We start from the raw sequence: 20,661 nt of genomic DNA, 5'->3' as shown, positions 1-20,661 counted from the left end.
GTTCCTCGATCTCGGCCAGCGTGACCTGTCGGCGACCGGCGAGCAGCCGCGCCACGGCGGCGTGGAGCTCGGCGACGTAGCGGCTGCGCGGGTTCACAGCGCTTGCTCCTCGACGAAGCCGATTCGTGTCTGCTGCCATCGCGATCGCGCGGTCTGGCGCGCAAGTGCCGCGTCGGCGGCCAGCACGCTGCCGTGCCAATAGGCGACGCCAAGGCGCGAGCCGACGAACACGTCCCAGCGCCTGTTGACGTCGATCACGTCGCGGACCCGCGCGCTCATGCTGCGTCTCCTGCACGCCGCGATAGCAGCGCGATCACTGCCGGCAGATAATCGTTCGTCAGGATGACATGCCCGTCCTTCTCGGCGCCCAGATCTGGCCGTATGACGAGCGTGATCTTTGGTTGCGTGAAGTGCCGGCCGATTACGTTGAGCGCCTCGGTCAGCTCCGTTTCGAGGGCGAGAGGGAGCGCGCCCATCACCTCATCCCCAGCGCGGCGAGATAGGTTTCGAGCAACATCTCGGCTTCCTCGCGGTGATGCTTTTCCATCTTCCGCAGCCGCATGATCTGACGCATCGTTTTGACGTCGTAACCGCGCGCCTTCGCTTCGGCGAAGACGTCCTTGATGTCGTCGTTGATACCCTTTTTTTCCTCCTCGAGGCGCTCGGCGCGCTCGAGCAACAGGCGCAGTTCGTCGGCTGCAACAGTGGCGCTCATGACAGGGTCTTTCCGAACAGGAGGGCGACCCAGGCGAAAGGCCCGGGCCCGCCGATGACGCGATCGATCGCGATCACCAGCAACTGGCCAACGACGAGGCCGGCGACGATCAGCGTGAGGCGGCGGCGCCAGCTGAGCCGCAATTCGCCAGAGGCAGTGCCACGGCATGCGTGGCAGGTGCACGAGGCGAAGCGGCGACGCGGGCGCCACTGGCGCGGGACGGCACGGTGGGGGAGCGCGATCGCGCTGCGGACAAGGGCGTGCTGTCTCATCGCACGCTCCGCCGGCTGTCCTGACGCGCAGCGCGCCAGGCACGGGCATAAGCCATGCCGCGCACGCGCTCGCTGCTCGGAAAGCGATGATCACCGTCGCTGCCGTAAAGCGCGTCGAAAAAGGGCTTGTTGGCGAGGCGCCAGGCGCGCGCGCGCGCCAGCTTGTGGCGAGTCGAGAGGCGCTTCATGCCGACGCACTCCCGCTCGCTGCCCTGACGACAGTGAAGCCATTGCCGCGATCAAGATCGACGCGGGTGTGGTGGCCGTTGAAGCGCTTCGCGCCCGGGTGCAGTGCGGCCTCGGTGATTTCGCACCGCGAACACAGGCCGTCGACAGCCCAGTGGCAGGCAACATGCGCGCCGTCGACTTCATGCACGCACGGATCAAACTCGCTGCAGCCGCAGGACTGGCAGAGCTTGGGCCAGGCAATGTCCATGCCCGCGGCAAGGTCGATCAGCCGCACCCAGACCACAGGGTCGATACGGAACGCATCGCCAAGCCGCAGGATCGCGGTCATCAGATCCTCGGTGACGGGCGAGGTGTCCTGCTCGACAGCGGCAAGCAGCTCGGCGCGGCTTCGCGCCGAAATGGCAGGATCGCTGTCAAGCATGAGCGCGAGCTCCTCGAGCTCGATCCCGGCCGCTTCGCGGCGTTTGCGCAAGTAAGTGCCGGGGGACATTGGCCCCGCCGGCGCGCTGCGCGTCGGCGGTTCTGGGGCCTGTTCTGGGGGTACGGAAATCGTCATTTCACGTCCTTTTTGGTTGCAGGAAATCGGCGCTGCCGATGGGGAGTTCGGCGCGTCGCAGGTGAAGCTGGGTGGAGAAGGGCGGCGCGTAGGCCGCGTCAGCCGGACAGGTCGAGCATGATTTCCCCCGGATTGAAGGCCTTACGCGCCATCCCGGCGCGGGACAGGCGGGACAGCGCGCCGCGCGATCGGCGCAAGACGTTACGGCAGCACTCGGCTAGGGCGTCGCGCGTTTGGCGGGCCGACATGAAGCCCGCGCGCGCCGGACCTTCGTCCAAGGACGAATGGGGCCAGGAGAGGAGCCGGTCGGCGCGCGCGGTACGGCCGACCGATGCGGGGCGGTCGGGTCCGATGGAGAATGCGGGTGCTGAAAATGGTGGCAGACTGTCGGGCTGACGCGCGCGAAGCGGAAACACAATCCCCGGTCCTGGGGTCCCCACGCGCGGGGATCGGCCGGTCTGCCAGCGGCCAATGGGGAAAAGCTGGAGCGCGATCATGCCGCCGCCCTTTCGGGAGCGCGGTTGTGATCGGGCGCGGGCTTGTCTCGCGGATGCAAGTCGGGGCGCAAATCGTGGCGCGAAATCCCCGTCAGATGCTCGACCTTGATGACGAGATCATGCGGGCATCCTTTGCCCTCTTTCAGTCGTCGCGAGATCTGACTTTGGCTCAGCCCGATCTGCGGCGCTGCGCGCGACTGATTGCCGAGCAACTCGATCGCCAAGCCAAACACCTCAGCAGGCGTCGAGCAGCGCGCAATTCGATCAGCGAGGTCAGGTGCGTTAAGCATGAGGTGGGTTCTATGCGTTTGTGCATAGGCGAGTCAACCCGAAAACTGGACGTGCAACTTATGCGCAAGCGCATAGGTTCGCGCGCGTGATCGTTGCCGACCGCCTTCGCTCGCGGATGGAAAGCCGCAAGATTAGCCAAGCTGAGTTGGCTCGTCGGCTAAGCATCTCGCAAAGTTCAATAAACCGGCTTGCCACCGGTGACGTTTACGCTTCAAAGCACATTTATCAAATTGCGCGAGAGCTGGGCACGTCGCCCGAATATCTGATGGGCGAAACTGACGATCCCGAGGAAGGCGCGCCGCCGCCGCCCGAGCTCGATTATACCGACCGCGAATTGCTTGAGTCGTTTCGCTGCCTCGCGATCGACGACCAGCGCGCGCTGCTGCAGATCGTGAGATCAATGGCGGGCAGGGGCAAAGCGCCGACGCTCCATGCGCCGGCGCTCAGCTATCGGGGAGAGGTTGATTGATGAAAGCGGCCATGGCGATCGCGCTGGCGTTTGCGCTTGCCGGGTGCGATTCGATACAGCGCGCGGTGTCGTCGGCAACAGGCGAAGCACCGGCCGCGACCTGCGCCTCGTCCTCGACCTATCGTGCGATCAACCAGGTCATCCTTGATCGCATCTGGCCGCCCGACATGCCTCGATCGCGGCGCATCGCCTATAGCGACATCGATGAGATGATGCGCACGGTCAAATTCGAGCAGCCGGTGCTTGAGGCAGTCGATGCGACGACGGGTTCGGTCAAATGCTCGGCGCAATTGGTGCTGCGGTCGACTCCGCTGTTGCAGTTCGGCGAATTCCCCGTCGATCTGCACGTGAAAGCTTTGCGCGATCGGCTGGTGCTGCCGATCACTTACGAGATCGTCCGCACGGCCGACGACGCCAAGCGCATCGTGCGGTTGGCGAACGAGGACGCAATCGCCGATTTCGTGCTGCGCTATGGCAAGGCCGCCGAGATCGGGAGGGATACGGCGCCGGTCGTCGACCGCGACGCCATCGCCGATGATGCGACACCGTCGCCGGTCATCAACGAGCAGGAAGCGCCGATCGACACGCGCGACGAACAGCTCGGCGACAATCACCTGTAAGCTGCGGCGCCTGCCGGTGAGCGCATTGGTAATGTGACAGTTTCACGCTATGTTCGGCAGCGGGAGGGCATGTGCTTGCCGATGACCGACGCCTCGCCATCCCATCTTCCGCCGTCCGACCTCGCCAGCGCGCCGCGGCTGCGCGCCGATATGGCGAGCCGCAAGCTGATCGTGCTCGGCTTCGTCACCCGCTATCTGTCGGATCATCCCGGATCGCCGAGCTATGGCGAGATCGCACGCGGCTGCGGCATCAGCCGAAGCGCTGCGAAGCGCATCGTGCGGCGGCTCGAAATCGATGAAAAGCTCGTGCGTGGCCATGGTGCACGGCGCGGGATCATGCTGCCGAGCACGCGCGACGCCGCGCTCGCGCAGTTGCGCGCGGCGGGGTACGTCGTCGACGAGGATGCGCGGCGCATCGCGATACCCGGCACAAAAACGACCCTGCCGCGCGTGCCCGAGCTGAGCGATAGCGCCAGGATGGGCCGCGACACCGGCGGCGCATCCGGGGGATTTGATGACCGACACCAATCCGGCCGAAGCGCGGGTCATGCGCGCGATCATCGACCGCTTTCACCGTCAGGCGCTCGCAGAACGCCGCGCCGCGCGGGCGGCGGCTGAGCCGGCGCCGTCACCTGCATCATCGGTCGGCTGGTCGACCAAGGCACCGCCAGCGCGCAAGCCATCGCCGATCGAGATCGAGCTGGCGCGCACGGCCCGCGCCAATCACGATGCCTGGGCGCAGCGCCATCCCGGGCGCGCCCGCGCCGAGCGGCAATTGCGCAAAGGCCGGATCGAGCGCGACAAGGCATTTGATCACAAGCGCGAAGGGACAGCGGCAACGCACGCGGCCGCCGCGACGCCGCGGCTCGGCGCACTGGCCCGGCTGTACGCGCAGGGCTCGATCGACGCCGAGCAGCTGGCCTGGGCGCATGAGATCGCGCTGGTCGCCGAACGCATCGGCGCCGATGTCACGGTAAAGACCAGCAGCGTCGAAACGCGCATCGATGCGCCGCGCTATGGCGATGGCGGCTTTCACGAGCGATTGGGGCAAGTGCGGCGCGAAGTCGCTTATGGCGCGTGGCGACGATCGCTCGGCAGCAATGCGGCGCCGGTGCTCGAGATGATCGTCGGCGACGCGTTCGGCTATAGCGTGATTGCCAAACGCTATCACATGCACAACCGCCGCGCGAAGGCGCTACTGATCGACGCGATCGACCGCTGGCCGGTGCATTATCTCGACGCGTGCCGCGCAATCGACGAAGCCGCGCTCGACCGCGCGCATGCAAGGCTTGCCTGAACGGCGCGATTAATTTCGAAGCGGCACAAAAAAGACCCTGCCAAAGTGGCCACGCAAGCGGCAAAAACGACCCCGCCACAATAGCGTCCGAAGCCCGCCCACGCCCGCCCCCGGCGTCTGGCGGGCTTCGTCGTCTGGAGGTGCTGCCCGTGCCATCCCCCCCGGTCCCACGGCCTGCCACGCCCTCCAGCGCCCAGCCGCAGCCTAGTCTCGCCGATCTGATTGAGCGGGAAGCGTTGACGCTTGAAGCGTTGGTACGCGAGCTGCGGCTGGGCAACCCGTTCAAGGCGCGGCCAGGTGCCGCCGCCGAGCTGATCGAAGAGATCGCGGCCAATCTGCGCAAGCTGGCGCGGGGCGCGCGGCGATGACGGTCGATCTCGGCGCGCTACGCGGCTTTCTGAACAGCAACGAAGCCAAGAGCGCGAAGGAAGCGACAATTTCCATCGCGAGCCTGACCGCGATCGAGCGCGAACTGAGCGAAGCGCGCGACGCGCTCAAGCGCCATGGCATCGATGTCCTCAATCGCGACGATTGCGAGGGTGTGCGGCAATGAGCGATTCTGAGATGATCGATGTCGGCGGTACGCCCTATCGCCGCGACGCCAAGGGCAATCTTGTGCCGCTCGCCTCGGTAAAGGCTTCGGATCTGTTGATGGACGAAACCGTCCGCGACATCCTCGCAAAGGCGCGCGAGATGTCGGCCGCGATCGGCGTGTTCAAGGCGGCGACCTTTGAAAAAGTTGGCGGCCTGCAGGCGCTGATCGCCCAGGAATATGGCGCCAGCATCGGCGGCAAGAAGGGCAACATCACGCTCGTGTCGTTCGACGGCTGCGAAAAGGTGACCGTGCAAGTCGCCGACCTGATCGAGTTCGGGCCCGAGCTGCAGGCCGCCAAGGCGCTGATCGACCAGTGCCTGACCGAATGGGCGGTGGGCAGCGCGGTCGAGCTGCGCGCGCTGGTCAACCGGGTGTTCTCGGTCGACAAGGAAGGGCAGATCAACCGCGCCGAGCTGTTCATGCTGCTGCGCGTCGAGATCGCCGATGAACGGTGGAAGCAGGCGATGCAGGCGATTCGTGACTCGATCCGGGTCATCGGGTCGCGGACCTACATCCGCTTCTATGACCGGCCCGCGCCCGACGCGGCATGGCGCGCGGTAACGATCGACATGGCAGCGGCGTGACGCCGTCAATCGATATCCGCGTCGACCTGAAGCCACTTCACAAGGCGATGGCAGCGCTGGGCGCGCGCCAGATACCGTTCGCGACCGCGCTGACGCTCAATGCGCTGGCCAAGGGTGTGGTGGTTGAGGAAAAGAAAGCGGTCGATCGAACCTTCGACACGCCGACGCCCTTCACCGAAAACGCGTTTCGCACCGAGGCGGCGACCAAGACCAGGCCGGTCGCTCATGTCGCGGTCAAGGACATCCAGGCCGACTATCTGCGGCCCTATGTCATTGGTGGGAAGCGGTCACTCGGCACCAAGAAGGGCATGCTGGCGCCGATCGGCGACAATGTGCAGCTCAATGCCTATGGCAACCTGACGAAGAACAAGCTGAAGACGCTCGCCGCCAAGCCCAATGTCTACATCGGGCCGATTGTGATGCGCGGCGGCAAGCGGATCAGCGGCGTGTGGCAGCGACCAACGCCCAAGCGCGGAAGGGCGGCGAAGGGGCCGCTCAAGCTGCTGATCAAATTCGCAGACACCACCCCCGTCAGAAAGCGGTTCGACTTCTACGGGGTGGCCCAGCGCTACGTACGCGCCAATGCCGCCTCGGAGTTTGCCACGGCCCTGCGCCGCGCCATGGCCACCCAGCGCCGCTAGCCCGGCCACCGATCAACTAGGCGCCCCGCCGCCGACCTCAAACCCTTTTGGGTCCTTCCCACCTTCTTTTGAAACGTGGGGAATTGCGCACTACGAAGCGTGCCCAGCTACAGGGTCAAAAAGTTGGTTGCGGTTGCGGTTGCGGGGTGGGGGAGTGCGATGCCGTTATCGCTCAGCGCCTATGCCGCGACGCACGGCGCTTCGCGTCAGGCGGCGGCGAAATGGCGGGATAGCGGCGTTCTTGTCCTTGTCGGCAAGCTCGTCGACGTCGAGAAATCCGACGCCGCGATGCGCGAGCACGGGCTCGGCCGGTTCAAGCGCGATGCCGCAACTGCCGCCCCGCAACCGCGCAGCGCAACCCGCAACCGCAACCCGGCCAAGCGCGACATCGAGGCCGAAGTCGACGAGGTTGTTACCGACCTGACGGCCGCCGTTGCGGACGGCGAAATCGACGACGAGATTGCGGGCGGCTTCATCGAGGAGCTGCTGCGGGGCGAGTTCCGCAACAAGGCCGGCGCCGTCGCCGTCAAGGAAAACGCGCTCGCGCTGAAGCATCTGCTCGCCGCGCAAAAGGCTGCCGGCCTGCTGATCGAAATCGAGGTCGCCGAGCGTGTCCTGTTCGACGATCGCCGCAAGGCGCGCGACGCCTGGATGAATTGGCCCGGCCGCTTCGGCCCGCTGCTTGCCGCCGATCTGGGGATCGATTCGGCGCAGCTGGTGGAGGCGCTGAAGCCCTATGTCCACGAGCAGCTCGACGAGCTCGGCGAGCCGGACCTCGACTTCGACGAACGAGAAGGCTGAACGGCTCGCGCGCGCCGTCCGTCGGGGATGGACGCCACCGCCGCGCATCAGCGTGCCCGAATGGGCCGACAAGTGCCGGGTCCAGGCAAAGGAATCGGGCAACAGCTCGGGCAAGTGGCGCACGAGCCGGGTGGAGATTGCCCGCGGGCCGATGCTCGCGGTCACCGAACCCGGGGTACGCAAGATCTCGGCGATGGTCGCCACGCAGCTGCTGAAGACGTCGCTGATCGAAAACGTTACCGGCTACCACATTCACCTCGATCCTTGCCCGATGCTGATCGTCCAGCCCAAGGACGCAGCAGCGCAGCAGTTTTCGAAAGAGCGCATCACTCCGTTCATCTATGCTACGCCGAAACTGCGCAGACTGGTCGGCAGGTCGAGCAGCCGTGATGCCGGTGACACGCTCGACTACAAGGCATTTCCCGGCGGGTTTCTGGGCATGGTCGGCGCGGGCTCGCCGGACAACCTTGCCCGTCGGCCAATCCGAATCGTCATGTATGACGAAGTCGACAAATATCTGCCGATCAAGGAAGGCGACCCGATCGCGATCGGCGACGAACGCCTTGCCTCGTTCGATTCGAATTCGCTGTCGATCCGCGTGTGCTCGCCGACGGTCACCGGCGAGAGCAAGATCGAGAAAAGCCACGAGCAGTCCGACCAGCGCCGCGCCTCGGTGTCCTGCCCCGATTGCGGGCACCGCCAGTTTCTCGAGTTTTTCAAACACGTCGAATGGCCGGGTGGCAAGGACGGTATCCCGCACCGGCCCGACAAGGCGGCGATCTATTGCGAGGCCTGCGGCACCGGTTGGACCGAGGGCCAAAGGCTGCGCGCACTTGGGACGATCCGCTGGCATCAGACGCGCCAGTTCGAATGCTGCGACGAGTTGCAGACCCCGCTCGACGCCTATGACGCGGCGTGGCGCGCCGACGACAAGGCGGCGGTCGACCAGGTCTGGGATTGGTGGGCGAGCAATCGTTGGGCGGTCTTCCGGGCCAAGTGCCGTCACTGCGGCACCTGGGCCGTACCGAACGAACATGCGGGCTTTCAGGCAAGCAAGCTCTACAGCCCCTGGGCAAATGACGCGCCGCCGAAGATCGCAGCCAAATGGCTCGCGGCCGAGAAGGACGAAGACACCAAGCTCACTTTCTTCAACACCCAGCTTGCCCTCACCTATCGCAAGAATACCGGCAAGGAACTTAACACCGACGCGCTGCTCGCGCGCTGCGAAACCTGGGCGGCGCAGGTGCCTGATGGTGTCGCGATCATCGTCGCCGGCATCGACGTCCAGGACTATCGCGTCGAGGTCGAAATCGTCGGCTTCGGCCGCAACGAGGAAAGCTGGTCGATCGCCTATGAAGTGATCGACGGCGAGTTCGACGACCCCAAGCTGCAGGCCCGGCTCGACGCCTATCTGCAGCAGCGCTGGCACCGCGCCGATGGACGCCCGTTCGCGGTGACGGCGGCGTGCATCGATTCGGGCGGTCACCACACCAACGCGGTCTATGATTTCGCCAAGGCGCGCCTCGGCCGCCAGATCTGGGCGATCAAGGGCGAAAGTGCGCGCACCGGCCAGCGCAACCCGGTGTGGCCGATCAAGCGACCGACGTCGCGATCAAAGAAAAGCTTCCGGCCGGTCATCATCGGCGTCAACGCCGCCAAGGATACGATCCGCAACTATCTCGCGAAGGACGTGCACGGCCCCGGCTACATGCACTTCCCGGCCGATCGCGATCTCAATTACTTCAAGCAGCTCACGGCCGAGCGCATCGAAGTCAAGCAGTCGGGCGGGCATAAATACCGCGTCTGGGTGCTACCTGATGGCCGCGCCAACGAAGCGATCGACTGCCGCGTCTATGCCTATGCCGCGCTCCACGGCCTGATGCACATGGGGCTGAAGCTCAACGCGCTGGCCGACAAGGTCGGCGCGATCGACGTCGGGCACGCGCCGTCCACATTAAATCATGTGGACGGTGGTGACGCCGACGCGACAGCGCCGGCGGCCGAGCCGCAAGTGAAGATCACCACCGTCGCCGATCCGGCGACGTCGAAAAAGTCGCTGGGCAGCCTGCTCGCGCGGAAAGGTCGGCCATGAGCATCTTCGCCGGCATGTCGCCCGATCAGCTGCAGGCGGCGCTGACGGCGGCTCAGGCCGCGCTTATCGAGCTGCAGAGCGGCAAGGCCATGGCAAGCCTGTCCTACACGCAGGGTGATGGCGCCAAATCGGTTACCCGCCGCGTCACCACGGTCGCCGAAGCCACAGCTCTGATCATGCAGTTGCAACAGGCGTTGGGGCTGCGCGGCCCCCGCCACACCCGTCGACTGGTCTATCTGTGACCGGCCAGGTACAGATCCTCGACGTCCATGGTCGGCCGATGGAGCGGCAGCCGTCGCGCCGTCGTGCGATGGCGCTGGGCGGCACCAACGCCAATTTGCCGTGGGATGCCGCTGATCGCGACGGCGCGCACATGGCAGCATGGCAACCCTATCTCTGGTCGAGCGACGGCGAGCTCAATCCCTATCGCGACACCATCGTCGCGCGCATCCGCGATCTCACCCGTAACGACGGCTGGGCGTCGGGCACGATCACGCGGATCCTCGACAATGCGGTCGGCGCCAATTTCCGGCCGATCGCCAAGCCCGACTGGCGGGCGCTCGCCGCGCACACCGGCATCAAGGCGTTCGACGCGAGCTGGGCCTATGAATATTCGAAGGCGCTCGATGCGAGCTATCGCACCTGGGCCAACGGGCGCGGGCGCTGGTGCGACGTCCAGCGATCGATGACGATCGGGCAGCAGCTACGCGTCGGCTTTCGGCACAAGCTGGTCGACGGTGACGCGCTGGCGCAATTGCAATGGCGACCCGAACGCTGCCGCCCCGGCAAGGCGCGTTATGCGACCTGTGTCCAGCTGATCGACCCTGATCGCATGTCGAATCCGCAAATGGCGTTCGACAGCCATATTCTGCGCGGCGGCGTCGAGGTCGATGACGATGGTGTCGCCGTCGCCTATCACATCCGCCGCGCGCATCAGGGCGACTGGTGGTCAGCGGGCGACAGCGCGCGCTGGGATCGTATCGAGCGCGAAACCGACGACGGCCGACCGATCATCGTTCATGATTATGATCGCGATCGCGCCGGGCAACATCGTGGCGGCAGCGGGATTCTCGCGCCGGTCGTCACCCGGCTGAAGATGCTGTTCCGCTACGACGTCGCCGAGCTCGACGCGTCGATCCTCAATGCGGTGTTCGGGGCCTGGCTCGAAAGCCCGTTCGACCCGGAATTTGCCGAAAGCGTGTTCGACGCGGGCGAAAAGATCGGCGGCTATCAGACTGCACGGCAGGATTTTCACGCCGAAGCGCCAGTGCGCATTCCCGGCGCCGGCGGCGCGATGCCCACGCTGTTTCCCGGCGAGCGCGTCGGCCAGCTCGACGCCAAGCGCCCAAGCGGCAACTTCATCGCCTTCGAAAAGGCAGCGCTGCGCAATATCGCTTCGGCCGCGGGACTGTCGGCGCAGCAGGTGTCGAACGACTGGTCGGACGTCAATTATTCATCGGCGCGCGGCGCCATGCTGGAATTCTGGAAAACCATGACGCGCCGCCGCGACGACTTCGCGATCGGCTTTGCGCAGCCGATCTTTACTGCCTTCGTCGAGGAAGCGCATGAGATCGACCAGTTGCCCCTGCCGGCAGGCGCTCCCGAGTTTCTCGAATTCCCCGATGCCTATTCGCGCGCCAAGTGGATCGGGCCGGGGCGCGGCTGGATCGACCCGGTCAACGAAGTAAAGGGCGCGATCCTCGGCATGGATTCGGCGCTGATGGATTATGACGAGCTGTGCGCCGAACAGGGCATCGACGGCGACGACATGATCCAGGCCCGCGCGCAGACGCTGCAGCGGTTCAAGGATGCAGGCCTTGAACCACCGACCTGGGCAGGCATCGCGCCGGGTGAATCGTCGGCGCGACCGCCGGCGTCGAAATCGATTACCGATCCGGAGGCGACATGATCCACGACCTGGGCTTTGTCGCCCAACGCCTGTTCAACACGCCGATCGCGGTGCACCCGCGCAAGGGCGAGATTGCGCTCGCCAGCCTGATGGCGCGTCTGGGCATCGACGAGATGGTGCGCGCCGATGGTCGCCCGGTGCCGCTTGCGTTCGATCAGGAAGACGAAGCTTTCGAGGCCTCGGGCCGATCGCACGATCCCGGCTATGACATGGTCGGCGGCATCGCGGTCATCCCGATCGAAGGGACGCTGTTTCAAAAGCGGTCCTCGCTGCGGCCCTATTCGGGTGCGACCGGCTATAACGGCATTCGCCAGGCCTTTCTGACCGCGCTGGGCGACCCCGGTGTCGACGCGATCGCGTTCGATATCCGCTCGGGCGGCGGCGAAGTGGCGGGCTGTTTCGACCTGGTCGACACCATTTTTGGCGCGCGCGGCGAAAAGCCGATGGCGGCGATCCTCAGTGAATATGCCTATTCGGCGGCCTATGCGATTGCCTCGGCCGTCGATCCGGGGCGCGTCTATGTCCCGCGCACCGGCGGCACCGGCTCGATCGGCGTGATCTGCATGCACGCCGATATTTCGCAAGGCCTGGGCAAGGCCGGGATCAAGGTCACTTTCATCACGTCGGAAGACGCCGATCGCAAGGCCGATGGCCGCAGCGAGTTGCCGCTTAGCGACGACGCCTTCGCCGCGATCAAGGCGGAGATCGACGCGATGGGCGTCATCTTCTGCGACACGGTCGCCCGCAATCGCGGGCTGACCAGCGACACGGTGCGCGGTCTGAAGGCCGGCACGTTCATGGGCGCCGCCGGCGTCACGGCCGGCCTCGCCGATGCCGTGATGGCGCCCGACGCGGCCTTTGCCGCGCTGCTCGCCGATCTCACCTGAAGCCAAACGGAGACCCACATGGCCAAGACAACCACTGCGGCGGAGACGTCTTCGTTCGCGCATCTGGTGAGCGCCGCGCTCACCCTCGGTCGCGGCAATCGCGCCTCGACCACCGACGACAACGAGAACAATCCCGGCGCCGATGACGACGAGGACAAGGACATGGAGTCCGACGATCCCGACAAGGATTGCGAGGATGACGCCGACGCCGACGCCGACGCCGAAGATGACGACATGGGCGGCGACGACGACATGGACGACAAGGAAAAGGCAGCGTTCCGCAAGGGTCGCGTGGCGGCCAACAAGCGCGCGCGCGCGATCTTTGCCTCGCCTGCCGCTGCCGGCCGTCCCGATCTCGCCGCCCAGCTCGCGTTCGATTCGCCGAAGTTGAGCGCCAAGGAAGCAATCGGCATCCTGACCGCTGCCGGACCTGCGCCGAAGGGTCGCGGCTCGCTCGACGACCGCATGGGCGCGCGTCGCGATCCGCGCCCCGGTAGCGACGGTGCGGCGTCCAGCACTGGCAAGGGCGGCACGGCGTTGTCGCGCCAGATGATCGCGATCGGCCAGAAGCTCGGTCAGGTCGTCAAGGACTGATCGCCCCCTTTTTTCGGAGATTTTTCCATGAGCACTTTCAATGATAATCCGTTCGCACCGCGAGCGGTGTCGGACGAATACGTTCCCGATCAGCTGATCGCCGGTCACCTCAATCTGATCACATCGACCGAGACGATCACCGGCGGCGCGCTTTACAAGCGCGGCACCGTGCTCGGCCAGATCACCGCGGGTGCGGCCGTCGCCGCCGCCAAGGCCGGCGGCAACACCGGCAACGGCACCATCTCTGCCGTGACGCTGCAGGGCGGTGCCAAGCCCGGCGTCTACGCCGTCCGCTTCACCGCAGCGACCGTGTTCAAGGTTGAGGATCCTGACGGCTATGTCATCGAGACGGCGGGCGCCACTGGCGCCGCCTTCGCCGATGATATCGGCTTCACGATCACGGCGGGCGGCACTGCCTTCGTCGCCGGCGACGGCTTCGACATCACCGTCGCGGCCGGCACCGGCTACACGATCGCCACGGCGGCCGCGACCGATGGCTCGAAGTTCCCGGTCGCGATCCTTGCCGACGACGTCGACACGACCGGCGGCGCCAAGCTCGGCCCGGTCTATCTGATGGGCGAGTTCAACGGCCGCGCGCTGACGCTCGGCGCCGGCACCACGCTCGCTTTTGCGACCGCCGAGCTGCGCAGGCGGAACATCTTCGTAAAGACCTCGGTCTCCGCTGCGGATCCGAGCTGACCTTCGACCCCTTTTCGCCAATCTGCGAGCCCGCCTTCACCGGCGGGCTCTTTTTTTAGGAGCCCGTCATGGCTGGCATTCTTTCCTACGACACGGCGTCGCTCGTCGCCGTGGTCCCCAATCTCAAGCTGTCGCAGAACTGGCTGCTCGACCGCTTCTTCCCCAACATCGTCGAGAGCACCACTGAGGAAGTCGCGATCGACGTCGACATCGGCAAGCGCCGCATGGCGCCGTTCGTGTCGCCGCTGGTCGCCGGCAAGCTCGTCGAGCAGCGCCGGTACCAGACCAACAGCTTCAAGCCCGCCTACATCAAGGACAAGCGCGCGCCCGATCTGCGCAAGCCGGTGCGGCGCCAGATTGGTGAGCGCATTGGCGGCGAGATGACCGGCGCCGAACGCGAGATGGCGAATCTGAACGCCGAAATGGCCGATCAGGTCGACATTCTCAACCGCCGCCTCGAATGGATGGCGTCGTCGGCGCTCGTGACTGGCTCGGTCACTATCCAGGGCGAAGGCTTCGATACCGTCGTCATCAACTTCGGTCGCCACGCCTCGCTGTCGGTTGCCCTTACAGGCGCGAATCGTTGGGGCCAGGGCCTCAACAATCAGGGCCGCGACCCCAAAATCGTCGGCCAGATCGAAGCCTGGGGCACCCGCATCCTGCAGCAGTCGGGTGCGGTATCGACCGACATCGTCTTCACCCCGTCGGCCTGGTCGTGGTTCCTGCTCGCCGAAGGTGTTCAGGGTGCGATCCAGTACCCGACGCTGGCGATGTCGGGCAACATGGTCGATCCGGGCCCACGGCCCCAGGTCGGCGCGGTCTACAAGGGTCGCTGGGGCAATTACGACCTGTGGCTCTACAACGACTGGTTCGTCAACGACCTCGACAACGTCGAATATCCGATGATCCCCGACGGGACGATCGTGATGACCGGGCCCGCGCTCATGGGCACCCGCGCGTTCGGGATGATCCTCGATCCCGAATTCAATTATCAGCCGATGGCCTATGCGCCCAAGACCTGGGTTGAAAAGGACCCGGCCCAGCGCATTCTGCTGATGCAGTCGGCGCCGATCGTCATTCCGAGCCGGGTCAACGCCTGCCTCGCTGCGACTGTGTGCGATCCGATCGTGGTGGCCGGCTAATGGCCGTCGCCGCCAAGCCGACCGCTCCGGCGGAGGCAATCGCGCCCACCGTGCTTGAGGAGCCGGGTCTGGACGGCACGTTAGCGGCCGAAGTCGCGCGCGGTCGATCGGTCGTGACCGACGACGGCCTGCAGCTGGCGGGCGCGACGGTGACGCTGCCCGAAGCCGAAGCGCGCAAGCTGATGGCGCTCGGTTATCTGGTCGATCCCAACGCGCCGGCTGCCGCCGAAAGCAACGGCCCAACCTTCGAACGCCGACGCGGTTGACCAATGGGCATCGACTGGGACCGCGAACTGCTCGCCCCGATCATGAATGTGTTCGGTGAAGGGCAGAGCGCGGTCCCGGCGAGCTGGCCGCTGTACATGCCCGCCAGTGGCGCGCCGTTCCGCGTCGAGGGTGCGGTTTATGACGATGCCTATCAGCTCGTCACGCTCGGCGACGATGGCGCGGAAAACACGACGACGGCGCCATGCCTGGGCGTGCGTCGCGCTTTGTTTGCCGCCGAGCCGAAACAGCGCGATCGCGTCGAGATCGCCGGCCGCGGGCTGTTCGTGGTCAAGGACGTGCGGCCCGATGGCCATGGCCATATCCGGCTCATTTTGATGGGGCCGCTGACATGACGACCGCTGCCGACATCGTCGACCTGGTTGAGGCGACTTTGCTCAAGACCGGCGCGACCGACGCGGGCAATCGCGTCTATCGTCCCGGTGACTGGCCCGCCCAGCCCGACAGCTATCCGCTGATCAAGCTGCGCGTCGTCAGCGAAACCAAGCAATCGATCACGCGAAGCGGATCGGTGCAGTTCACAACGACGCTGATGTTGCGCATTCTGGGCGAAGTATCGGCGCCGGTGTCGCTCGACGATCCGGCGGGCACGTCGGCGGCCGAAGCGGCACTGCTGGAGCTGTCGCGCCAGATCGAGGTCGCGGTGATCGGTTCCTATCCGCTTCAGCAGCGAGTCCAGCAGATCGCCAGCGTCTCCACCCGATTCGCTTTCGACGCCGAAGGCGCAACGCACCTGGCGGGCATTCAAAAGGATCTCGCGATCGAATTTTATCAGGGCGCCGAAGATTTTGCGCAGCCCGACACAGACGATCTCGATCGCGCGACCATCGGCGATCACCTCGACCTCGATCTCGCTCAATAGGAGCCGCCATGCAGATTGTTGCCGTTCCCGGACGCCTCGTCCGGGATCCCGAGACGCGTCGCGTCGTCGGGGATGATCCGATTTCCATCAACCCCGCCGATCCGCACTGGGTGCGCATGCTCGCCGATGGCGATGTCGCGCCGGCGCCCGCAGTCTCGGCCAAGTCCGGCAAGGGAGCCTGACCATGACGATTCAGTTCAAGAATGTGCCCGGCAATCTTCGGCTCCCGCTGTTCTACGCCGAACTCGATGCAAGCCGCGCCAACACCGCCTCGCGCGCGCAGCGCTCGCTGCTGATCGGGCAAAAGACCGGTGCAGGCACGCTCACCGCCGACTTGCCGGTCATCGCGCGGTCGCAATCGGAGTCGCGCGCGGCCGCAGGCGCCGGGTCGATTCTCGCCGCCATGATCGATGCCTATCGTGCCGCTGACAGCTTTGGCGAGCTGTGGCTGTTGCCGCTCGCCGATGACGGTTCGGGCACGGCGGCGACCGGCACCATCACCTTTTCGGGCACCACCACCGCGACCGGCACGCTGTCGCTCTACATCGCCGGACAGCGGCTGCAGCTCGTCATCGCGAGCGGCCAGACCGCCGCGCAGGTCGCGTCCACGGTCAACACCGCGATCGCCGCAGCGATCGACTTGCCGGTGACGTCCGTCGTCAACACCGCCGTCGTCACGCTCACCGCCAAGAACAAGGGCGATTGTGGCAACGACATCGATGTCCGCGTCAATTATCGCGGCACCGCCGGCGGCGAAGCGCTGCCGGCTGGCCTCGGTGTCGCGATCGTCGCGATGGCCAATGGCGCGACCAACCCGTCGCTCACCGCCGGCCTTGCCAATCTGCTCGACAAGGAATTCGATTTCATCGCGTGTTCGCTCACCGATGCAACGTCGCTCGCCGCGATCGCCGCGTTGCTCAACGACACCACCGGTCGCTGGTCGTGGTCGGTGCAGGTCTATGGCCATTGCTGGATTGCCAGGCGCGGCACGGCCGGCGCGGTCGCCAGCTTTGCGACCGCGCTCAACAACCAGCATCTGACGGTGATCCCGTACAATGACGCGCCGTCGCCGCCCTGGGCGTGGAGTTCGGCGTTCATGGGCGCCTCGGCGGTCGCGCTGCGCGCCGATGCAGGCCTGACGCTCCAATCGCTGACGGTGCCCGGTCTGCTGCCGCCGCCGCTCGCATCGCGGTACGCTGCCTCGGCCCGCAACAACACCTTGCTCTATGGCGGCTGCAGCTCGTGGGATGTCGATGCGACCGGCACCGTCGTGATCGAAAACATCGTCACGACCTATGTCACCAATGCGCAGGGGCAGGCCGACGACAGCTATCTCGAAGTCGAGGACATGTACCTGCTGCCGTTCGTGCTGCGGCGCATGCGCGACGTGGTCAACACGAAGTATGCGCGCGTCAAGCTCGCCGATGTCGGCGTGCGGCTGCTGCCGGGGCGCCCCGTCGTCACCACCGACACGATCCGCGGCGATTTGATCGCTGCCTATCGCCAGCTCGAGGCCGAAGGCTTTGTCCAGGATGCCGATGCTTTTGCGCGCGACCTGATCGTCGAACGCAACGCGACCAATCGCAACCGCGTCGACGTGCTGTGGCCCGCCATTCTCATCAACAATCTTCGGGTGTTCGCACTGCTCGCGCAGTTCCGGCACGCCGCATAAGGAGCGCTTCCCATGGCAGACGACAATCGCCTTGCCGGTTTCCTCTCGCTCACGATCGACGGCCGCAGCTATGCGGTCGCGGGCGAGGGGGCGTACCGGCTCAGCGCCAACAAGCGCGAGACGCTGACGGGGCAGGACGGCGTCCACGGCTATTCCGAAATGCCGCAGCCCGGCAAGATCGGGTGGAAAGGCCGCGACGGCGGCAGCACCCTCATCAAGGCGATCAACGAAGCGACCGATGCGACGCTGGTGATGAGCCTTGCCAACGGCAAGGTCATCGTCGGCCGCAACATGTGGCGCGCGGGCGACCCCATCGAAGTCAACACCGAGGATGCGACCTTCGCGGTCGAATTCGAAGGTGAAGATGTCACGGAGAATTGATGTGAGCGACGCCGACAACACCTGGACCGATGACCTGCCCGCCGAGCTCGTCGTCACCTTCAGCAAGCCCTATTCGATCGGCGGCGTCGACTATGTCGAGATGCGGCTGCGCGAACCGACCGCCGGCGAGATGATCCAGTGCGACGGCGTCAGCGGCTGGGCGATGGACGTCAAGCTCGCCGCGCTGGTTTCGGGCATTCCCGAAGTCGTCGTGCGCCAGCTCGCCGTGCGCGACCTCCTGCCCGGCACGAGGTACCTCGGCCGTTTTTTGAACTGACGCCACCGGATGCAGGCCCGCGTCTGGTGACGCTGGCGCGCATGTTCGGCAAGCTGCCCGATGAGGTCGCGACGCGACCCTGGTCGGTGCTGAACCGGTGGCTGGCCTGGGCAGGCGAGGTCTGACATGAGCGACAATGCCCAGGTTGGCGTCGATATTGTCGGCCACGACAAGACCGGCAAGGCGATCAGCTCGGCGCAGAAGCGCGCGAGCGAGCTGCAGAACAAAAACGCCAGGGCAAATGCCAAGGCTGCGCGCGATCAGCAACGCACGATCGGCCAATCGACGCGCGGCGTCGTGCGCGCCTTTGCGGATGTCGAGCGTGCGGGTGCACGCGCCTTTGGCAACCGGTCGGTGCTGAGCGGCGCCGCTGGGCGCCTCGGCGGCATCAGCGAAGCAGCGGCCGGCCTCGGCTCCGGCCTGGGCGAAGCGGCCGCCGCTGGCGGGGTGCTGCAGGGTGCCATTGCTGGCGTCGGCGTTGCCGTCGGCGCCACGATCGGCCTGATCGCGGCAGCGGCCTATGGCGCCTTCAAGCTCGCCGATGGCTGGGCCAAGGGGGCTGCCTCGATCGGTCGCACGGCCGAGACGATCGGCGTCGGCACCAAGGCGATGCAGGAATTCAGCGCGGCAGCCGAACGCGCGGGCGTCGATCGCGACAAGGCCACCGGCTCGCTCGGCGGCCTGTCACAGACGCTCAACGATGCGCGCTACGGTCGCAACAACGCGGCGATCGCGATGCTGTCGCGGCTCGGCGTCGCGCTCAAGACCAACGCCGATGGCACGGTCAATGTCGAGGCGATGCTGCCTGCGATCGCCGACGCGCTCGCGCGGCAGAACAGCTCGGGCCGCCGCACGGCCGCGCAGGCGCTCGGCATCTCGCTTGACGCGCTGCCCGCCTTCACCCAGGGCGGAAAAGCATTGGCGTCGGACATGGCCGACGCCGCGACCAACGCTCCCGTGCTGTCGGATGAAGATATTGCACTCGGCAAGAAATTGCGTCGGCGTCATGTCATCGTTGGCCAGAAGGTCGAGCGCGAAACGCTGAGCGCTGCGGGCCGCGCAGCGGCACAGGTAACCGACTCGGTGGAGACGGCCGCGATCAACCAGTTCAGCGGGGCAATCCGCGATGATTTCAAGCCGAGCGCGCAAACCAACAGGCGCGCGGCCGACAAGATGGAACGCGCCGCCGGCCAGATCGATCGCGCGATCAATCGGGCGGCGGGCGGGGCGGGTCGGCTCTCGGCGAGTCAGGTGGCGGCCAAGGCACGGCAAGGAATGCCGCTGCGAAAGAAGCTGATCGCCGCAGGTTTTTCGCCCGACGATGCAACGGCACTCGCCTCCAATTCGGTGCTCGAGAGCAACGCGAACTATAGGCAGCGCGAGCGCGGCGGTGGCTCAGGTTTTGGCTTGTTCCAATGGACCAACAAGAAGCGAAAGCAGGATTTCCAACGCCTGTTCGGCAAGTCGATCTACGATTCAACAGAAGACGAACAGATCAGGTTCCTTCAATGGGAACTCGCTAACACCGAAAAGGCGGGTTGGCGTAAAGCGCATGCCAATGGCAGCGATGCCGCAAGCGTCGCGGCCGGTTTCGCGCGGCACGTCGAGCGCCCGCTCAATGCCGATCGTGACGCCGCCGAGCGTGCTGCCGTTGCGAGCGCAATGGACGCGGGTGCCGTGACCCACAAACACGAGATCAAGATTTACGACCATCGCACCGAGGTGCGCAGCGCAACCGGTGTCGGCAAGCCATCGACGTCCTATGCCTTCGAACCGGTGCGTGGCGGCTAAAGCCACAATCCCCAATGCTGCCCCGCTGCGCGCAGCGCCCAGCGGATCAATCGATAACGACCGATCACATAGCCGATCATGAGCAGGATGATCAGCCATCGCCAGCGCGGGCCGCGCCGGACCTGAACATATTCAACCTGCGGCGTGACGGGCGCCTCAACAGCACGGTCTAGGGTGATGGCAACCGGGTCTTTGATCTGAACGGCTTTTAGCCAGTCATCGAGCGAGAGCATCTCGCCCGTGCGCGCGTCGGCGATCGATCGCAAGCGGTCGACGCGAAACGTGCGGTTGGCTTTGGCGGTCAGGCAGCGCGCCTCAATGTACAGGATCTTGAACTTTTGGGCGGTGTTGATCGTGCCGCGCAGCTTGAACGGCACGATCTCGCGGGTCGAGGCAACACCCTCGCCGTCGACATAATCGACGATGATGTTGCGGACGCCGCCGATCACGGTGGCTTCATACTCCCCCGCCTGAACGCCCATTGCCCGATCCGATCACAACCTCAGCCCGCTCGCAAGTTGGCCGAGGACTCCATTCGAGTCG

Annotated in this window: 33 protein-coding genes; 24 read left to right on the top strand and 9 right to left on the bottom strand. The window is 65.7% G+C overall.

What is annotated here, in order from left to right; translation table 11 throughout:
• Nucleotides 1-93: 93 nt before the first annotated feature.
• The 8 genes from AX672_RS12340 to AX672_RS12315 all read right to left on the bottom strand — a co-directional run bounded on the left by AX672_RS12340 (nt 94) and on the right by AX672_RS12315 (nt 2,453).
• The gene (locus tag AX672_RS12340; RefSeq protein ID WP_066651788.1) at nt 94-279 is read right to left on the bottom strand and encodes a hypothetical protein; all 186 of its coding nucleotides are present in this window, start codon (nt 277-279) and stop codon (nt 94-96) included.
• Nucleotides 276-476: a hypothetical protein gene (locus AX672_RS12335; RefSeq protein WP_066651786.1), complete on the bottom strand. Its 201-nt coding sequence runs from the start codon at nt 474-476 to the stop codon at nt 276-278. The genes AX672_RS12340 and AX672_RS12335 overlap by 4 nt, the downstream gene beginning before the upstream one ends.
• Nucleotides 476-715 (bottom strand): DUF2312 domain-containing protein, encoded by a 240-nt coding sequence (locus tag AX672_RS12330; RefSeq protein ID WP_066651782.1) that lies wholly within the window; start codon nt 713-715, stop codon nt 476-478. Before AX672_RS12330 ends, AX672_RS12335 begins: the two co-directional genes overlap by 1 nt.
• On the bottom strand, nt 712-987 hold the full coding sequence (locus AX672_RS18645; protein WP_168727465.1) for a hypothetical protein: 276 nt from the start codon (nt 985-987) through the stop codon (nt 712-714). The genes AX672_RS12330 and AX672_RS18645 overlap by 4 nt, the downstream gene beginning before the upstream one ends.
• On the bottom strand, nt 984-1,175 hold the full coding sequence (locus AX672_RS12325; protein ID WP_066651781.1) for a hypothetical protein: 192 nt from the start codon (nt 1,173-1,175) through the stop codon (nt 984-986). The genes AX672_RS18645 and AX672_RS12325 overlap by 4 nt, the downstream gene beginning before the upstream one ends.
• Nucleotides 1,172-1,732, bottom strand: a complete 561-nt coding sequence (locus tag AX672_RS12320; RefSeq protein WP_168727464.1) for a helix-turn-helix domain-containing protein — start codon at nt 1,730-1,732, stop codon at nt 1,172-1,174. Before AX672_RS12320 ends, AX672_RS12325 begins: the two co-directional genes overlap by 4 nt.
• 98 nt (nt 1,733-1,830) lie before the next feature.
• On the bottom strand, nt 1,831-2,229 hold the full coding sequence (locus AX672_RS18640) for a hypothetical protein (RefSeq protein WP_168727463.1): 399 nt from the start codon (nt 2,227-2,229) through the stop codon (nt 1,831-1,833).
• A complete protein-coding gene (locus AX672_RS12315; RefSeq protein WP_202189325.1) occupies nt 2,226-2,453 on the bottom strand; it encodes a transcriptional regulator in 228 nt (75 codons plus the stop codon). Before AX672_RS12315 ends, AX672_RS18640 begins: the two co-directional genes overlap by 4 nt.
• Nucleotides 2,454-2,605: 152 nt before the next feature.
• Here AX672_RS12315 and AX672_RS18280 point away from each other — a divergent pair, with 152 nt between their 5' ends.
• From AX672_RS18280 to AX672_RS12205, 24 genes are all read left to right on the top strand, one after another.
• Entirely contained in the window at nt 2,606-2,989 is a 384-nt protein-coding gene (locus AX672_RS18280) for a helix-turn-helix domain-containing protein (protein ID WP_202189324.1), read from the top strand.
• Nucleotides 2,989-3,609: a hypothetical protein gene (locus AX672_RS12305; protein WP_066651775.1), complete on the top strand. Its 621-nt coding sequence runs from the start codon at nt 2,989-2,991 to the stop codon at nt 3,607-3,609. The genes AX672_RS18280 and AX672_RS12305 overlap by 1 nt, the downstream gene beginning before the upstream one ends.
• Before the next feature lie 81 nt (nt 3,610-3,690).
• Nucleotides 3,691-4,227, top strand: coding sequence for an Lrp/AsnC family transcriptional regulator (locus AX672_RS12300; RefSeq protein WP_066651773.1), 537 nt, complete (start codon nt 3,691-3,693; stop codon nt 4,225-4,227).
• On the top strand, nt 4,124-4,906 hold the full coding sequence (locus AX672_RS12295) for a hypothetical protein (RefSeq protein WP_066651771.1): 783 nt from the start codon (nt 4,124-4,126) through the stop codon (nt 4,904-4,906). Before AX672_RS12300 ends, AX672_RS12295 begins: the two co-directional genes overlap by 104 nt.
• Nucleotides 4,907-5,142: 236 nt before the next feature.
• Nucleotides 5,143-5,274: a hypothetical protein gene (locus AX672_RS19205; RefSeq protein WP_269454049.1), complete on the top strand. Its 132-nt coding sequence runs from the start codon at nt 5,143-5,145 to the stop codon at nt 5,272-5,274.
• Nucleotides 5,271-5,459, top strand: coding sequence for a hypothetical protein (locus tag AX672_RS12290; RefSeq protein ID WP_066651769.1), 189 nt, complete (start codon nt 5,271-5,273; stop codon nt 5,457-5,459). The genes AX672_RS19205 and AX672_RS12290 overlap by 4 nt, the downstream gene beginning before the upstream one ends.
• The gene (locus tag AX672_RS12285; RefSeq protein WP_066651767.1) at nt 5,456-6,085 is read left to right on the top strand and encodes a DUF3164 family protein; all 630 of its coding nucleotides are present in this window, start codon (nt 5,456-5,458) and stop codon (nt 6,083-6,085) included. Before AX672_RS12290 ends, AX672_RS12285 begins: the two co-directional genes overlap by 4 nt.
• Complete coding sequence (locus AX672_RS12280) at nt 6,082-6,726, top strand: hypothetical protein (protein WP_066651766.1); 645 nt, start codon at nt 6,082-6,084, stop codon at nt 6,724-6,726. Before AX672_RS12285 ends, AX672_RS12280 begins: the two co-directional genes overlap by 4 nt.
• 159 nt (nt 6,727-6,885) lie before the next feature.
• Nucleotides 6,886-7,527 (top strand): hypothetical protein, encoded by a 642-nt coding sequence (locus AX672_RS12275; protein ID WP_066651765.1) that lies wholly within the window; start codon nt 6,886-6,888, stop codon nt 7,525-7,527.
• On the top strand, nt 7,463-9,619 hold the full coding sequence (locus tag AX672_RS12270) for a phage terminase large subunit family protein (RefSeq protein WP_082730533.1): 2,157 nt from the start codon (nt 7,463-7,465) through the stop codon (nt 9,617-9,619). Before AX672_RS12275 ends, AX672_RS12270 begins: the two co-directional genes overlap by 65 nt.
• Nucleotides 9,616-9,861 carry a gpW family head-tail joining protein gene (gene gpW / locus AX672_RS12265; protein ID WP_066651764.1) on the top strand — a complete coding sequence of 82 codons (246 nt, stop codon included), beginning with the start codon at nt 9,616-9,618 and terminating at the stop codon, nt 9,859-9,861. The genes AX672_RS12270 and gpW overlap by 4 nt, the downstream gene beginning before the upstream one ends.
• Nucleotides 9,858-11,528, top strand: coding sequence for a phage portal protein (locus AX672_RS12260; RefSeq protein WP_202189323.1), 1,671 nt, complete (start codon nt 9,858-9,860; stop codon nt 11,526-11,528). The genes gpW and AX672_RS12260 overlap by 4 nt, the downstream gene beginning before the upstream one ends.
• On the top strand, nt 11,525-12,415 hold the full coding sequence (locus AX672_RS12255; RefSeq protein WP_066651762.1) for a S49 family peptidase: 891 nt from the start codon (nt 11,525-11,527) through the stop codon (nt 12,413-12,415). The genes AX672_RS12260 and AX672_RS12255 overlap by 4 nt, the downstream gene beginning before the upstream one ends.
• 18 nt (nt 12,416-12,433) lie before the next feature.
• A complete protein-coding gene (locus AX672_RS12250; protein ID WP_066651759.1) occupies nt 12,434-13,009 on the top strand; it encodes a hypothetical protein in 576 nt (191 codons plus the stop codon).
• A gap of 27 nt (nt 13,010-13,036) precedes the next feature.
• Complete coding sequence (locus tag AX672_RS18895; RefSeq protein WP_066651758.1) at nt 13,037-13,708, top strand: head decoration protein; 672 nt, start codon at nt 13,037-13,039, stop codon at nt 13,706-13,708.
• A gap of 68 nt (nt 13,709-13,776) precedes the next feature.
• Entirely contained in the window at nt 13,777-14,850 is a 1,074-nt protein-coding gene (locus AX672_RS12240; protein WP_066651757.1) for a major capsid protein, read from the top strand.
• Nucleotides 14,850-15,116, top strand: a complete 267-nt coding sequence (locus AX672_RS12235; protein ID WP_066651756.1) for a hypothetical protein — start codon at nt 14,850-14,852, stop codon at nt 15,114-15,116. Before AX672_RS12240 ends, AX672_RS12235 begins: the two co-directional genes overlap by 1 nt.
• A gap of 3 nt (nt 15,117-15,119) precedes the next feature.
• On the top strand, nt 15,120-15,470 hold the full coding sequence (locus AX672_RS12230; protein ID WP_066651754.1) for a head-tail joining protein: 351 nt from the start codon (nt 15,120-15,122) through the stop codon (nt 15,468-15,470).
• Nucleotides 15,467-15,997 carry a hypothetical protein gene (locus tag AX672_RS12225; RefSeq protein WP_066651752.1) on the top strand — a complete coding sequence of 177 codons (531 nt, stop codon included), beginning with the start codon at nt 15,467-15,469 and terminating at the stop codon, nt 15,995-15,997. Before AX672_RS12230 ends, AX672_RS12225 begins: the two co-directional genes overlap by 4 nt.
• Before the next feature lie 8 nt (nt 15,998-16,005).
• The gene (locus AX672_RS18630; RefSeq protein WP_168727462.1) at nt 16,006-16,179 is read left to right on the top strand and encodes a DUF2635 domain-containing protein; all 174 of its coding nucleotides are present in this window, start codon (nt 16,006-16,008) and stop codon (nt 16,177-16,179) included.
• Nucleotides 16,180-16,181: 2 nt separating this feature from the next.
• Nucleotides 16,182-17,669 carry a phage tail sheath subtilisin-like domain-containing protein gene (locus AX672_RS12220; RefSeq protein ID WP_066651750.1) on the top strand — a complete coding sequence of 496 codons (1,488 nt, stop codon included), beginning with the start codon at nt 16,182-16,184 and terminating at the stop codon, nt 17,667-17,669.
• A 12-nt stretch (nt 17,670-17,681) separates the two neighbouring features.
• A complete protein-coding gene (locus AX672_RS12215; protein ID WP_066651749.1) occupies nt 17,682-18,050 on the top strand; it encodes a phage tail tube protein in 369 nt (122 codons plus the stop codon).
• A gap of 1 nt (nt 18,051) precedes the next feature.
• Nucleotides 18,052-18,327: a phage tail assembly protein gene (locus tag AX672_RS12210; RefSeq protein ID WP_066651748.1), complete on the top strand. Its 276-nt coding sequence runs from the start codon at nt 18,052-18,054 to the stop codon at nt 18,325-18,327.
• 126 nt (nt 18,328-18,453) lie between these two features.
• Nucleotides 18,454-20,118 carry a phage tail tip lysozyme gene (locus tag AX672_RS12205; RefSeq protein ID WP_066651747.1) on the top strand — a complete coding sequence of 555 codons (1,665 nt, stop codon included), beginning with the start codon at nt 18,454-18,456 and terminating at the stop codon, nt 20,116-20,118.
• On the opposite strand, the gene AX672_RS12200 is transcribed toward AX672_RS12205, so the two are convergent.
• Nucleotides 20,115-20,600, bottom strand: a complete 486-nt coding sequence (locus tag AX672_RS12200; protein ID WP_066651746.1) for a WYL domain-containing protein — start codon at nt 20,598-20,600, stop codon at nt 20,115-20,117. The genes AX672_RS12205 and AX672_RS12200 overlap by 4 nt on opposite strands.
• Nucleotides 20,601-20,661 lie beyond the last annotated feature (61 nt).

This window comes from Sphingomonas sp. CCH10-B3 (assembly GCF_001556185.1).
GTDB classification, from domain to species: domain Bacteria; phylum Pseudomonadota; class Alphaproteobacteria; order Sphingomonadales; family Sphingomonadaceae; genus Sphingomonas; species Sphingomonas aquatica.
Note: the sequence above shows the minus strand (reverse complement) of the source record. Positions and strands in the feature narration are given on the sequence as shown.